The organism is Ornithinimicrobium sp. F0845, assembly GCF_023015765.1.
GTDB lineage: Bacteria > Actinomycetota > Actinomycetes > Actinomycetales > Dermatophilaceae > Ornithinicoccus.
On the sequence record NZ_JALKAL010000015.1, the window covers coordinates 14,277 to 28,690 of the forward strand.

Sequence of the window (14,414 nt, forward strand, 5' to 3'; positions counted from 1 at the left end):
ACCGCTCAGTTCTGCACCTCGGCGGAGACCTCGGTGATCCAGCTCGGGGACTCCGCCATCACCTGGCGGGCCTCCGCGTCCCAGGTGCCGAAGCGCGGGTTGACCTCGATCTCGACGCCTTCGGTCGAGGGCACGTCGCCCGCCCCCTGGAGGTGGACGATCGTGCGATAGAGGTCAACCAGGTCCTGGCTGGGCTCCTCGATGCCCGCGCCCCGCAGCTGGGTGATCACCTGCGACTCGCTGATCGGTGGGTTGCCCGCGCCGGCGTAGGCCTCGGCCGCCGCGTCGCGGTAGATCAGCAGCGTGAGCACCTCGGTCGGCGCCACCGGGGTCACCGGCAGCTGGTTGAAGTCCGCGGTGGCCGCCTGCAGCTGCTTGACGGTGATCACCTCGCCGTCAACGACGGCGGCGGTGCTGCCGGACATGCCGCAACCGGTGAGCACGAGAGCCCCGACTGCCAGGGCAGTCACCGGACGGGCGGCGCGGGTCAGAGACGTTGTTGCGATCCTCACGGCGCCCATCATGTCACCCCGCCGTCGCGGCGACGGCATCCCTCGCGGACTCGACCGCTGGTCCCGCACCACTGGCGCTCACAAGTGAGCAACCTCAGTTGTCGGCACCCAACAGGCATTGTCCCGGCGCCCACCCTCCCCGTTCCATGAAGGGGTTCGTTCCGCACCCACCGTTGCGTGGGGTACCCGAAGGAAGAAGATGCGATCCACAGCACGCAAGCGCCGGGGGGTGGGCGGCGCCAGCCTGGCAGTCGCTGCCGTCTCCGGCCTGATCCTGTCCGCCCTGCCGGCCGCCAACGCCACGCCGGAGGACCTGCCCGCGGCCCCGGGGGTGGCAGTGACCGGCGACCGCACCGACAACGCCGAGACCGACACGCCGTCGATGGTCACCGGACTGCAGGCCACGACCGAGCCGGGGCAGTCCGCCGCCCAGGCAGCACGCGGGTTCCTGGCTGCCCAGCAGGGACGCTTCCACATCGACAATCCCGCCCGCACCTTGACGGAGGTGGCCACCCACCGGACGCCCGGCCAGGAGGTGGTGCGTTTCCAGCAGCAGTACCAGGGCGTCGATGTCCTGGGGGCTCAGTACGTCGTGCGCATGGAGACCACGCAGGATGCCCGCACCGTCACCGGCACCTCCGGGAAGTACTTCACCGACCTGAGCCTGGAGTCCGTTCAGCCGTCGGTGTCGGAGGAGGTGGCGGTCGAGCGCGCTGTCGCTGCTGTCGGCACTCAGTTCGGCCCCGCCCCCCTGCGGCGGGATGCCCTGACAGACGCGGCGGACACCCCACTGACCGGCACCGCCCAGGGTCTGACCATCCTGCCGCGGGGAGACGGCGTCCTCACCCGGCACGTCACCGTCACCGGGGTCAACTCAGCTGACGGCACGCCCGTCCGTCAGGAGGTGTACGTCGATGCGCAGGCGGGCTTCCCGGTGCTGAGCTACAGCTCGATCAAGTCCTTCGCCAGCGCCGACCAGGCCACCGCGAGGGGTGCAGCCGCCACCTCCGGGGCCGCCGCGACCGCCACCCCCACGAGCACCCAGTTGGTCACCGAGGGGACGGGTGTCCGCTACAACGGCTCGGAGGTGCCGCTCAACCTCTATCAGGCGGCCAACGGGTCCTACCAGATGTACGACTACGGCTTCCGCGATGATGCCACGCCCTTCGTGGGCACACTGCTCGGGACCTGGGATGCCCGCGGTGTCGACGCGACCCATGCCGCTGGCGGGTGGCCCAGCAGCGTCAAGATCTTCGCGTCCGACTCGACCCACCTCGAGGGAGAGTTCACCGAGTCGGGAGCGGTGGACGCCCACTGGGCGGCACACCAGGTCTACGACTACTACCGCACCCACTTCGGGCGGAAGGGTCTGGACGACAAGGACGGCTTCATCAACTCCCTGGTCGGCGTGACGGCCAACGGGGGTCCCTACCTCAACGCCTTCTGGGACGGCACGAAGATGGTGTACGGCCAGGGAGCCGGGGAGTATCGCACCTTTTCCGCCGATACCGACGTCGTCGGACACGAGATGACACACGGCGTCATCCAGCACAGCGCAAACCTGGTCTACGCCGGCCAGCCCGGGGCGGTCAGTGAGGCCATCGCAGACTACTTCGGCAACGCCATCGACCTGGAGGCCGAGGGAATGTCGATGAGCGATCCCGACGCCGGACTGCTCGGGGAGGACCTGTGCCGCACGCTGAGCCCCCGCGAGTGCGCCCTGCGCGACCTGGACAACGACCTCACCACCTACGACGACCTCATCGGCACCACCTTTGCCGGTGACAACGGTGGGGTGCACCTGAACTCACCGATCTTCAGCGGCGCCCTGTGGGACATCCGCCATGGGCTCGGTGGCGAGCGCGCCGACCAGATCGTCTACCGCGCACTGACTGCCTACATGACGCCCCTGGACGGATTCACGGACAGTCGTGCCGCGGTCATCGGCGCGGCCGAGGAACTCGGTGCGACCAGCGCCGAGCTGCGCACCATCTCGGACTCCTTCGCCGACCACGGCATCGTCCCGGGCTGGGAGACCGAGCTCGGCGTCGACACGACGACCCTGCTGCCCTACCTGAACATCGCCGGCACCGGAGTCGGTGCCGGCGGCGGCCACTACGCGGTGTCGCGCTCCAATGCCGACGGCAGCGAGCCGTACTCCATCTGGGTCGGTGACACCGACGGCAGGACCGAGCCACGGCTGATGAGCCCAAACAACGGCTCGTTCAACGTCTACGCCGACACCGATGGCGAGTCGGTGGTGTGGGCCGAGTACACCGGCACCGTCATCGACTTCTGGTCCCGCCCGCTGGGGCGCGGCGTGGCGACACCGATCGTGTTCAGTCACAACGGCCCCACGTCGTCCCTGGCCGTCGACGGTGATCTCGTCGTGAAGACCGTCACCGACTACACCACCGGCGTCCAGCACGTCGCCTACACCAACACCCGCACCGGAGCGAAAGGCCTCGTCGACACCGGCACTCCGGCTGTGATCACCGCCCTGCCCTCGGTGAAGGACGGCCGGATCGCCTACGCGAAGATGTGGGCTGCCAGCGACGGCTACAAGCTGGGCGTCGAGGTGTTCGACACCGAGGCGGGCACCAAGACCCTGATGCCTATCGACCCGGACGGCGTGATGGCCATCGGTCAGACCGCGCTCACCTCCGACGCCGTCTACTGGATCGAGGACAACGATGACACCGACCAGCGCAAGGCCGCGGTGCGTGGCGCCAGGCTCGACGGCACCGGCCTGAGGGAGTTGTCCGCAGAGACCGGTCCCGCCGCGCTCGCTGCATACTCGTTGACCGCGTCCGAGGACGCGGTCACCGTCACCAGCATCGCGCCGGCAACGGACTACGCCAACGAGACGCTGCCCAAGCTCTACCAGTTGTCCATCGACGGGAAGTCCAAGCGCAACCCGAGCCCGCTGCGGATGTCGTGCAACCGTGGCGAGCAGATATTCGCGGCTGCCGACGAGGGCAAGCGCGTGCTGTGGCTCGACGGCACGACCGGTGAGACGCACCTGGTGGTCCAGGATCGTCCCAAGCGTCACTGCTGACGCCAAAGCTGACATCAGCGGCTGGCTCCCCCGCCCTCCATGGGGGAGCCAGCCGCCCCTGTCTCGGGCCTGGGTCGGCGCGCCAAGGCCGCCCAATAGACTCCGTCGCATGCCTGAAGACGGCCCCGACGCGGGCGTGGCGGCAGTCCTCGCGGCAACGCCCTGGCTCGGTCTGAACCCCGAGGACGTGCACGTCTATCGCGCCATCCTGGACGCCGGAGACGCCACGGACCTCCCGGCGCTGGGCGCGACGACCGATCTGGCGCAGGAGAACATCGAGTCAGCCATCGATCGGCTGGCGCAGCGCGGGTTCATCTCAGGTCGGGTGCCGACGTCGCCGGGCAACGCGGTGCGGGCGTTCCTCCACGCGCGGATGGCCGAGGTTCACGCCGAGACGTCCGAGCTCGAGCATGCCGCCGGGCGCATTGATGAGGTCGTCACCCGGCTGGTGGGTCAGCTCCCCGAGGCTGTGGGCGCTGACGGCGTCGAGCTGGTCAACGGGGCGCGAGCCGTAGGTGAGCGAGCCACCGCAGTGATGTCCTCGGCCCGCAGCGAGGTCCTGGTCCTCAACGCGCCGCCCTATGCCCAGCTCAGCACTCCGGAGTATGCGGACCAGGCCGAGGATGCCACACCCTCGGATGCCCCTGTGAGCCCGGACCACCCCCTCAAGTCAGCGGTGAACGACGTCGCGGGGCAGGCCCTCCTGCGCGGAGTGAAGGTCCGCCACGTGATTGCCCAGCAGGGCATCGACATCCCGCATCGGATGGCTGAGATGAACGAGTTGGCCGCACTGGGGCTCGAGGTGCGGGTCCGACCGACCCTGCCGACAAAAATGATCGTCGTGGATCGCGTCACCGCCATGGTGCCGCCCTCCGCGCTGGCCGACCCAGGCTCAGCGGCCCTGGTGATCAGCAATGGTCTGCTGATGAACATCTTCTTGCCGCTGTTCGAGGAGATGTGGTCCAGCGCCCTGCCTCTGGGCACGGACGCGGAACGGGGACCGACCGAGGATGAGCGCGTGCTGCTCGGGCTCCTGGCAAGTGGGTCGAAGGACGAGGCGATCGCCCGCCAGCTCGACGTCCACGTGCACACCGCACGCCGCCGCATCTCCGCCCTGCTGCAACGACTCGGCACCGCAACCCGATTTCAGGCAGGCCTGCAGGCCACCCGACGGGGTTGGCTGTGACGGGCCGCGGCTGAGGGGGTCCAGGGGGTTGGCTGTGACTGGCCACGGCTCCGAACGGGTCCACGGCTGACCGCAGGTCACGCCACCCCAACGTCGCGTCGCCGGAAGCCCAGCACGGCCAGGGCCAGCAGCAGCCCTGCGAGCACACTGAGCGATAACGCCACACCCCAGTCCATCGACTCCAGCGGCATCCGCGGCGTCAGGTTGAACGGCGACAGGTTGCGCACCGCCTCCGGGATCTCGAGCAGGTCGCCGAGCCAGCCGACGACGAAGCACCCGGCCAGGACGACCCAGACGAGGAGGCTGAGCCGGGGTGCCCACCCGTGCAGCGCCGCGGCGAGGCCACCGATGACGGCAATGGCAGGCAGGTAGGCCGCGGTCGCAGCCAGCAGCTCACCGAAGCGTTCGGCAGACCCGCTGACCAGCGTGTCCGCGACGGCGACACCGACCCCGGTGGCCAGCGTGACGAGCACCGTGCCGACCGCGGTCACGCCGAGCCAGCCGAGCTGCCAGGACGCCCGCGGCGTGCGTGTGGCCAGCACGAGCTCGGCCCTGGCGGCGGCCTCCTCGGAGCGTAGGCGCTGCACCGAGGACACGGTGAAGCAGGCAACGATGAGCACCAGGATCAGCAGGATCAGCCCGAAGTAGCCGGCCACCAGGTCGTCCCCGCCACCGCCCAGCAGCTCGCCGAGCTCCGGGTTGTCCTCCAGCATCGTGGTGACCTCCTCCCCGAACGACCCGAACGCAAGGCCAGCCAGGAAGAGGCCGACCGACCACCACAGCAGCGACGACCGCTGCTGCCGGAGCGCCAGGCCCGGCACCGAGGAGAGCAGGTGGGAGGCCCGTGCGGGTCCCGGTCGTGGCGGCACCAGTCCCGCGCCGACGTCGCGACGACGGGTCAGCTCGACCGCGACGGCGGTGAGGCCGACGGCGGTCGCGACCGGGAGCAGCAGGGGCCACCAGCGCTCGGCGCCGAACGCGTGCACCGCCTGGACCCACCCGACCGGCGAGGCCCAGGTCAGGGCCGACTCCCGGACGTCCCCGAGGGAGCGCAGCGCCCAGGCGACACCGAGGACCGCCACGGACATCCCCAGCGCGGCGCGCGCGTGCTCGGTGAGCTGGGCGGCGACCGCGGTCACCGCACAGAAGACGACGCCCAGGCAGGCCATCGACGACCCGAAGAGCATCGACCCGCTGGCCGGCAGCCCCAGTCCAGTCAGCGAAGCCGCGAGGAGCAGACCCACCAGCAGGCTCGCACCCCCGACCACGATGAGAGCGGCGGCCAGCGGGGCGTGGCGGCCCAGCACCCCGGCCCGCAGCAGCTCGGTCCGCCCGGCCTCCTCCTCGGCGCGGGTGTGCCGCACGGTCAGGAAGATCGCCATCAGTGAGACACCGACCGCTGCGGTCAGGTTGATCTCGAACAGGGTGATGCCACCGACCGTGTCGAGCGCCTGCGGCGGCCCGCTCATGGCGATCGCGGCGGGACTGTTGGTGACGGTCGCGGCATACCCCGCCCGCAGCTCCGGGGTCGTGTAGAGGCCCTGCACGGCCGATGCGGAGGCCGCGACGATCCCGACGATGCCCACGATCCACAGCGGCAGGTGGACCCGGTCCAGCCGGAGGAAGAGCCGGACCAGCTGGCCCGTGCCGATCAGCCCGCTCACGGCCGGCCTCCCTCCACGCCGCGCTGCTGACCGGGATCGGCACCCGCCTGATCGGAGTCCGCACCCGATCGATCGGAGACCGCACCCGACTGATCGGAGTCCGCACCCGGCTGACCGGAGCCGGCGTGCTCGGGCAACCGGTCGCCATACTGCGTGAGGAAGAGCTCCTCCAGGGTCGGCGGGTGGCTGATGAGCGACCGGATCCCCAGGCTCGACAGGTGCGCCACGGCCCCGTCCAGGTGCTTGGTGTCCACCTGGAAGGTGACGCGGCCGTCGGTGCGCTCCAGGTCGCTGACCCCCGTGACCCCGGCCAGGCCGTCCGCGGGGCGGACCGTCTCGGCGATGACCGTGGTCGTGGTCAGGTGACGCAGGTCGGCCAGCGTGCCGCTCTGCACGGTGGCGCCGGCCCGGATGATCGAGACCCGGTCGCAGAGCGCCTCGACCTCGGCCAGGATGTGGCTGCTCAGCAGGACGGTGTGCCCCTCGTCCTTGACCCGCCGGATCCACGTCTGGAAGACCTCGGCCATCAGCGGGTCCAGCCCGTTGGTCGGCTCGTCGAGGATCAACAGGTCGGCCCGCGAGGCGAGCGCGGCCACGAGCGCGACCTTCTGCCGGTTGCCCTTGGAGTAGGTGCGGCTCTTCTTGGTCGCGTCGAGCTCGAAGTCCCGCAGCAGCTCGGCGCGCCGGGTCTCGTCCAGCCCGCCGCGCAGCCGGCCGATCAGGTCGATGACCTCGCCGCCGGACAGGCCGGGCCACAGCGCCACGTCACCGGGCACGTAGGCCAGGTGCCGGTGCAGCGTCGCCGCGTCCCGCCACGGGTCGCCGCCGAGCAGCACGGCCCGCCCCGCGTCCGGTCGCAGCAGCCCCAGCAGCACCCGAATGGTGGTGGACTTGCCCGAGCCGTTGGGCCCGAGGAACCCGTGCACCTCCCCCTGCTCGGCCCTCAGGTCGAGCCCGTCCAGCGCGTGGGTCGACCCGAAGGACTTGTGCAGCTGCTCCACGACAATCGGTGCATCCATACTGTAGAATCTACAGGAACTTCACGATTTTGTGAATCTAATTAACCGAGGAGGCCAGGGTGGCGGAGCAGAGTGTGCCGGAGGGCTTCACGCCCGAGCAGCTCGCCTACGTCGAGGAGCTCGCCGCGACGATCACGGCCTCCGGGGTGCAGCGGATGCCCTCCCGCGTCTACGCCGCGATCCTGGTCAGCGAGGGCGGCAGTATGACGGCGGCCGAGCTGGCCGCGACGCTGCAGGTCAGCCCGGCCGCGGTCTCGACGGCGGTCCGCTGGCTCACCCAGATCGGCATGGTGTCCCGACGCAGCGTGCCGGGAACCCGCCGCGAGCAGTATGTCGTGGACAGCGACTCCCTCATCCGCCTCATCGCGCACGACACCAGGGCCCTGCAGGCCTGGGTGGTCGGCTTCGGGCGCGGCCTGGCCGTCGTCGAGCCCGGAGGGTCCGCGGCCCGGCGCCTGACCGAGCTGCAGGAGTTCTTCGGCTTCCTCCTGGAGGAGATGGACGGGGTGATGCAGCGGTGGTACGCACGCAGCCGCGGCACCGACCCGAGTCAGTCCAGCCCGAGCCGCTCAGCCAGGAAGCGGTAGGCCAGCGCCTGCATGTGCGCGAGCTGGCCGTTGGTCGCCGCTCCCCCGTGGCCCCCCTCGATGTTCTCGTAGTAGGTCACGTCCTTGCCCGCCGCGAGCATCCGGGCCGCCATCTTCCGGGCGTGGCCGGGGTGCACCCGGTCGTCCCGGGTCGAGGTGGTGAACAGCACGGGCGGGTAGTCCCGGTCGGGGTCGAGCAGGTGGTAGGGGCTGAAGGTCGCGATGAACTTCCACTCCTCCGGCACGTCCGGGTCGCCGTACTCCGCCATCCACGACGCACCCGCGAGCAGGTGCGAGTAGCGCTGCATGTCCAGCAGCGGCACCTGGATCACGACCGCGCCGAACAGCTCGGGATACTGCGTGAGCATGTTGCCGGTGAGCAGACCGCCGTTCGAGCCGCCCTGCACGCCGAGCCGCTCGGGCGCGGTCACCCCGGTGTCCACGAGGTCGCGGGCCACGGCCGCCAGGTCCTCGTAGGCCCGGTGCCGATTGGCCTTCAGCGCGGCCTGGTGCCAGCCGGGGCCGTACTCCCCGCCGCCCCGGATGTTGGCCAGGGCGTAGGCCCCGCCGCGCTCCAGCCACGCCGCCCCCAGCCCGCCGGAGTATGTCGGGGTGAGGGAGACCTCGAACCCGCCGTAGCCGTAGAGCAGGGTCGGCGTGGTCCCGTCGGCGGGCAGGTCCGCCCGGTGGACCAGGAAGTAGGGCACCCGCGTGCCGTCGTCGGAGGTCACGAACCGCTGCTCGGCCACCAGCCCGTCGGCGTCGAAGAAGGTCGGCATCGCCTTGAGGGGCTCTGGCGCGGCAGCGCCGAGGTCCTCCGCCGCGGCAGCGCCGTAGTCCTCCAGGTCGGCCGCTGCGGCGACGTCCGCGAGTGACAGCGTGGTCGGGGTGAGGAAGTCGGTGGTGTAGAGCCAGACCAGGTCCGAATCGGTGCGGTCGACGGCCGCCACCACCGTCGTGCCGACCTCCGGGGCCCCCGCGAACGGCCGCCGGGTGAAGCCTGCCGACCCTTTGCCCTCCGCAGCGGGCGTGAGCACCTCGAGCCGGTTGGTGACGTCCTCGAGGATGTTGAGCACGAGGTGGTGCCGCGTCCAGGTGTGCCCCGCGAGCGAGCTGGTCGGGGTCGGGACGTAGAGCTCCTGCAGGTCCCGCGACCCGGCCAGGAACTCCTCCAGCGGTATGCCGAGGAGCGAGCCGGCGCGATAGGTCCGGCCCGCGGTGGTCTGGTCCCCCGTGTTCTGGTCCCCGGTGGTCTGGTCCGCAGCGTTCTGGCCTGCGGGAGTCCAGTCCTCCCGCAGCTCGACCGTGAGCCACTCGCGGGCCACGCCCGCCTCGGCCGAGTCCGGGACGTCGACCCGCACCGGCCTGCCCGCGCCGTCCAGGACGTGCAGCTCGCTGGTGTAGAAGGTGATCCCGCGGTGGATCACGTCCCGCTCGTGCCCCGGGGTGTCGTCGTGGAAGGCCCACACCCCGATGTCCGTGGACTGCCCCTCGAAGACGACCGGCGCCTGCCCCAGCTCGGTGCCCCGCCGCCAGCGGCGAGCGATCCTGGGATAGCCGCTGTCCGTCATACTGCCCGGTCCGGTGTCGGTGGAGACCAGGAGCGTGTCGGCGTCCACCCACGAGACCGAGCCCTTGGACTCCGGGCGGTGGAAGCCGCCGGTGACGAACGTCTTGGTGTGCAGGTCGAACTCGCGGGACACGTCGGCGTCGGCGCCCCCGCGGGACAGGTCGATCATGGCCAGGCGGTGGTCGTCGCTCTCGCTCCCGCTGCTGCGGCGCAGGACGGTCGCGCCGTGCCAGACCCAGTTCTCACCCTCCGCGCGGCCGAGCTCGTCCAGGTCCAGCACCGTCTCCCAGTCCGGGGCGTCGGTGCGGTAGGACTCCAGGCTGGTGCGCCGCCACAGGCCGCGCTCGTGGTCGGCGTCCTTCCAGAAGTTGTAGTAGTGCTCGCCGATCTTGGTGACGTCGGGGATCTTGGCGTCGGAGTCCAGCATCGCCAGGATCCGGTCCCGGGTCGCGACGAACTCCGGGCTGGCCGCGAGCCGCGCAGCCTCCCCGGCGTTGCGCTCCCGCACCCAGTCCAGCTGAGCCTCCCCCTCGACGTCCTCCAGCCAGGCATTCTCGTCCTCTGTCATCACGCCCCACACCGTATGCCGTACCGCTGACTCTGCTGCCAACGGACCGGCAGGCACGGAAGCCGTGACACGGGAGGTCATGCCACACGAGGTCGGTGCGAGCAGATCGGTGCGAGCACATCGGGGGCGGTGCGAGCGCCGGGCCCTCGCACCGAGCCGTTTCTGCTCGCACCGAAATCCCGGACCTGGGAGACGCGCCCCGTGCCAGGCTGCCCGGGACCGAGCCGCCTCGCCTAACCTGTGGGATCCACCGCCGAGGTTCGCGGCTCGGGCGTCGGTAATTCGGTGGTTGGTGCCCGCTGGACCGCCGTACCCTAGATCAAGCCATGCAAGACTTTCCGCCCGAGATCCGGGCCTACTCAGCGCGCGACGGCGCCCAGCCGGACACCCGCAGCCCCAGGCACTTCCTGTGGTGGGTCGTCCGCCTCGAGGGCACCCTCGCGCTGGCTGGCGTGGCCATCGCCCTGGTGTGGATGCTGCCCCAGGTGCTGGGCCCCTGGCTGGTCGGCCGGGCGATCGACGACGGGATCGTCGGCGGCGACTCCGGCGCGCTCCTGCAGTGGGTGCTCATCCTCCTGGCCGTGACCGTGATCGGTGGCCTGAGCGGCACCGTCTACCACACGGTCATCGTCCGGGAGTGGCTCGTGGCGCTCTACGGCACCACCAAGCTGGTCACCCGCAAGACCCTGCAGCTGGGCCACGTCCTGCCGCGCCGCACGCCCACCGGTGAGGTCCTCTCGGTGTCCGGCAGCGACAGCGACCAGTTCGGCGGGTTCATGGAGATCGTCACCCGCGCCTTCTCCGAGCTCGTCGCCTTCTTCTGCGTCGCGGCCATCGTGCTCTCGATCAACCCCTCCATGGGGCTGCTCGTGCTGCTGTCCGCCCCGCTGCTCGTGGTGTGCGGCATGCCGCTGCTGCGCCCGATGCAGCGCTGGCAGGGCATCGAGCGCTCCCGCAACTCCGAGCTCACGTCGATGGCCACCGACATCGTCGGCGGTCTGCGCATCCTGCGCGGCATCGGCGGTGAGGGCACCTTCGGCGGCAACTACGCCCGCCAGTCCCAGCGGGTCCGGAGCTCCGGCGTCGCGGCCGGCACCTGGCAGGCGGCCGTGGAGGCGGTGGGCGTGCTGCTCAGCGGCGCCTTCGTGGTCGCCCTCATGTGGGTCGGCGTCCGCGAGGTCGTCCAGGGGCGGCTCAGCGTTGGCCAGCTGGTCAGCGTCCTGGGCTACGGCCTGTTCCTCATCCAGCCGATGCGCACCTTCGTGGAGTTCGCCCAGAAGATGACGCGCTCGGTCGTGTCGGCCCGCAAGGCGATCGCCGTCCTGGAGCAGCGCCCGCCGTGGGTCGACCCCACGGCTCCCCGCAGCCTGCCGCACGGCGCGCCCGTGACCGACGACGCCTCCGGGCTTGTCGTCACCCCCGGCCGCCTCACCATGGTCGTCTCCGGCGTGCCCGACGACTCGGCCGCGCTGGCCAACCGCCTCGGCCGCTACCTGCCCGAGGAGCCGGACGCCCAGATCAGCCTGGAGCTCCCCGAGGAACTCAAGGGCCGGGCGGCCCGCCGCGAGCGCGCCCGCCGGGTGATCGCCCGCGCCGAGCAGTCCGTCCGCGACGAGGAGCGCGCCCGCCGCGCCTGGGGCGTGCGCGTCGGCGACGTCGACCTCGGTGAGGCGGACCTGGACGAGGTGCGCTCGCGCATCCTGGTCAGCGACACCAGCCCGCACGTCTTCGCCGGCACGCTGCGCTCGGCGATAGACCCGCACGGCCGGTTGAGCCGCGAGGCCGCCGAGTCCGCGTTGTGGGCCGCCTCGGCCGACGACGTCTTCGACGCCGTCCCGGGCGGCTGGGCGGGTGAGCTCGACGAGCGCGGGCGCGGCCTGTCCGGCGGCCAGCGTCAGCGGCTGGTCCTCATGCGGGCTCTCGCCGCCGACCCCGAGGTGCTGGTCCTGGTCGAGCCGACCTCGGCCGTGGACGCCCACACCGAGGCCCGGATCGCCGAGCGCCTGGGCAGCGCGCGCGAGGGACGGACGACGGTCGTCATGACCGCCTCCCCGCTGCTGCTGCACCACGCCGACGAGGTCGTCCTGCTGCAGGACGGCCTGGTGACCGCCCACGGGACGCACGCCGACCTGCTGGCCGGCAACCCGGCATACAGGTCGGTCGTGGTCCGTGGCGACGAGGCACCCACCATCGACCAGCCCGAGCCGGACGACACCCCGCCCCGGACCCACCGAACGATGACCCGACCAGCTCCCCAGGAGGTGTTGTGACCACCACCCAGTCCCCGCTGCTGCCGCCGGACCTGGCGGCGGAGTCGGCACGCACCTGGGACGCCGCGGACCGCCACGGCCCCGCGATCCCCGAGGAGCTGGTGCCGCCCACGACCGCCACCGTGGCCGAGCGTGCCGCGGCGATGCGCCGACGTCATCTGCTGCGCGAGCGGCGCGCCTCGGAGTTCGTGGCCGACACGATGAGCTCGACCAAGGGGCTGCCGATCGCGCAGCCGCGCCAGGTCGTGCGCTTCATCGGTCGTCTCCTCGGCGAGCGCAAGCCCTGGGTGGTCGCCGTCGTCCTGGGCAACGCCCTCGCCGCCGTGGCGGGGCTGCTGGTGCCCTGGTGGCTGGGCCGGCTGGTGGACAGCACCGTCGCCGACGTCGAGGCCGGTCGCACCGACGCGGCCATGGCCACCGCTAACTCGGTGGCCCTGGTGGTCGCCGGCATCGTCGTGTTGCAGGCGCTGCTGACCCTCGCCGCCAAGAGCGCCTCCGCCGTGCTCGGGCAGGGCATCCTGGCCTCCGCACGGGAGTATGTCGTGCGCGCCATCCTCCGCCTGCCCCTCTCGCGGGTGGAGAGCGCCAGCTCCGGTGACCTGGTCACCCGTGTCACCCGCGACGTCGGGACAATGAGCGAGAGCGTGCGCTGGGCCCTGCCGCAGGTGATCGTGGCCGGCACGACGGTCGTCGCCACGCTGGTGGCGATGATCGCCAACAGCTGGCTGCTCGCGCTGCCGTCGCTGGTGCTGCTGGCGATCTCGCTGGTGCAGGTGCGCCGCTACCTCAAGCGCGCGCCGAACGGCTACCTGACCGAGGGCGGCACCTACTCGCGGATCAACACGCACCTGACCGAGACGGTCGAGGGTGCCCGGACCGTCGAGGCGCTGCGCATCGGATCGCAGCGGTTGGGCGTCGGTGACGACGACATCGAGGTGTCGGCGCAGGCTGAGCGCTACGGCCTGACGCTGCGCAACCTGCTGTTCCTGGTGATGGACCTCGCCTTCAGCCTGCCGCGCGTGCTGGTGCTGGCGGTCGGCGCGGTGGCCTACACCCAGGACTGGGCGACGATCGGCCAGATCACCACCGCGGTGCTCTACACCGAGGCGCTGTGGGGTCCGTTCGACATGCTCGTGCACACGATCGACAACGTGCAGGTCGGCATCGCCTCGACGACCCGCCTGCTCGGCATCGCGACCGTGCCGCCGGACCGTGAGGCGGGGCAGGAGGAGCCGCTCGACTCGACGTTGGTGGGTGCGGACCTGCGCTACGCCTACCGTCCCGGGCACGACGTGCTGCACGGCATAGACCTGTCCCTCGAGCCGGGCGAGCGCCTGGCCATCGTCGGCCCCAGCGGGTCGGGCAAGTCGACGCTGGGGCGGCTGCTTGCCGGCATCCACGGCCCGCGGACCGGCTCGGTGACCGTCGGCGGGGTCGAGCTGACCGCGCTGCCGCTGGACCACCTGCGCCGGGAGGTCGCTCTGGTCACCCAGGAGCACCACGTCTTCATCGGCACCGTGCGCGACAACATCGTGCTGGCGCGCGAGGGGTCCGACGACGCGTCGGTCGAGCGCGCCCTGCGGGCGGTCGACGCCTGGGGCTGGGTCTCCCGGCTCCCGGACGGCCTGGACTCCCGGATCGGCTCCGGGGCGCAGGACCTTACTCCCGGCCAGGCCCAGCAGGTGGCCCTCGCGCGGCTGATCCTGGCCGACCCGCACACGATCGTGCTCGACGAGGCCACCTCGTTGATCGACCCGCGGACCGCGCGGAGCCTGGAGGGCTCGATGAACGCCCTGCTCTCCGAGCGGACTGTCGTCGCCATCGCGCACCGGCTCCACACCGCCCACGACGCCGATCGGATCGCGGTCGTCATCGACGGCCGGGTGGCCGAGCTCGGCAGCCACGACGAGCTCGTCGCCCTCGACGGCGAGTACGCCGCGCTCTGGCGCGCCTGGACCACCTGACCCCTCGGCGACCGGG

9 protein-coding genes are annotated in these 14,414 nt (G+C 71.4%); 5 read left to right on the forward strand and 4 right to left on the reverse strand.

Annotated features, from left to right (window positions below; genetic code table 11):
• Positions 1 to 5 precede the first annotated feature (5 nt).
• Positions 6 to 512 (reverse strand): hypothetical protein, encoded by a 507-nt coding sequence (locus tag MWU75_RS17035; protein ID WP_247093173.1) that lies wholly within the window; start codon positions 510 to 512, stop codon positions 6 to 8.
• Positions 513 to 711: 199 nt separating this feature from the next.
• Here MWU75_RS17035 and MWU75_RS17040 point away from each other — a divergent pair, with 199 nt between their 5' ends.
• Complete coding sequence (locus MWU75_RS17040; RefSeq protein WP_247093175.1) at positions 712 to 3,570, forward strand: M4 family metallopeptidase; 2,859 nt, start codon at positions 712 to 714, stop codon at positions 3,568 to 3,570.
• A gap of 109 nt (positions 3,571 to 3,679) precedes the next feature.
• Positions 3,680 to 4,756 (forward strand): hypothetical protein, encoded by a 1,077-nt coding sequence (locus MWU75_RS17045; RefSeq protein ID WP_247093177.1) that lies wholly within the window; start codon positions 3,680 to 3,682, stop codon positions 4,754 to 4,756.
• Between the two features lie 77 nt (positions 4,757 to 4,833).
• On the opposite strand, the gene MWU75_RS17050 is transcribed toward MWU75_RS17045, so the two are convergent.
• Both MWU75_RS17050 and MWU75_RS17055 read right to left on the reverse strand, forming a co-directional pair.
• Positions 4,834 to 6,420, reverse strand: a complete 1,587-nt coding sequence (locus MWU75_RS17050; RefSeq protein WP_247093180.1) for a polyketide antibiotic transporter — start codon at positions 6,418 to 6,420, stop codon at positions 4,834 to 4,836.
• The gene (locus MWU75_RS17055; RefSeq protein WP_247093182.1) at positions 6,417 to 7,439 is read right to left on the reverse strand and encodes an ABC transporter ATP-binding protein; all 1,023 of its coding nucleotides are present in this window, start codon (positions 7,437 to 7,439) and stop codon (positions 6,417 to 6,419) included. Before MWU75_RS17055 ends, MWU75_RS17050 begins: the two co-directional genes overlap by 4 nt.
• 59 nt (positions 7,440 to 7,498) lie before the next feature.
• Between MWU75_RS17055 and MWU75_RS17060 the strand changes: the two genes are divergently transcribed.
• Positions 7,499 to 8,026 (forward strand): MarR family transcriptional regulator, encoded by a 528-nt coding sequence (locus MWU75_RS17060; RefSeq protein ID WP_247093184.1) that lies wholly within the window; start codon positions 7,499 to 7,501, stop codon positions 8,024 to 8,026.
• On the opposite strand, the gene MWU75_RS17065 is transcribed toward MWU75_RS17060, so the two are convergent.
• On the reverse strand, positions 7,990 to 10,245 hold the full coding sequence (locus MWU75_RS17065; RefSeq protein ID WP_281497439.1) for a prolyl oligopeptidase family serine peptidase: 2,256 nt from the start codon (positions 10,243 to 10,245) through the stop codon (positions 7,990 to 7,992). The genes MWU75_RS17060 and MWU75_RS17065 overlap by 37 nt on opposite strands.
• A 245-nt stretch (positions 10,246 to 10,490) precedes the next feature.
• On the opposite strand from MWU75_RS17065, the gene MWU75_RS17070 reads away from it, so the two are divergent.
• Both MWU75_RS17070 and MWU75_RS17075 read left to right on the forward strand, forming a co-directional pair.
• Positions 10,491 to 12,434: an ABC transporter ATP-binding protein gene (locus tag MWU75_RS17070; protein ID WP_247093186.1), complete on the forward strand. Its 1,944-nt coding sequence runs from the start codon at positions 10,491 to 10,493 to the stop codon at positions 12,432 to 12,434.
• Positions 12,431 to 14,398 carry an ABC transporter ATP-binding protein gene (locus tag MWU75_RS17075; RefSeq protein WP_348647799.1) on the forward strand — a complete coding sequence of 656 codons (1,968 nt, stop codon included), beginning with the start codon at positions 12,431 to 12,433 and terminating at the stop codon, positions 14,396 to 14,398. The genes MWU75_RS17070 and MWU75_RS17075 overlap by 4 nt, the downstream gene beginning before the upstream one ends.
• Positions 14,399 to 14,414: the final 16 nt, after the last annotated feature.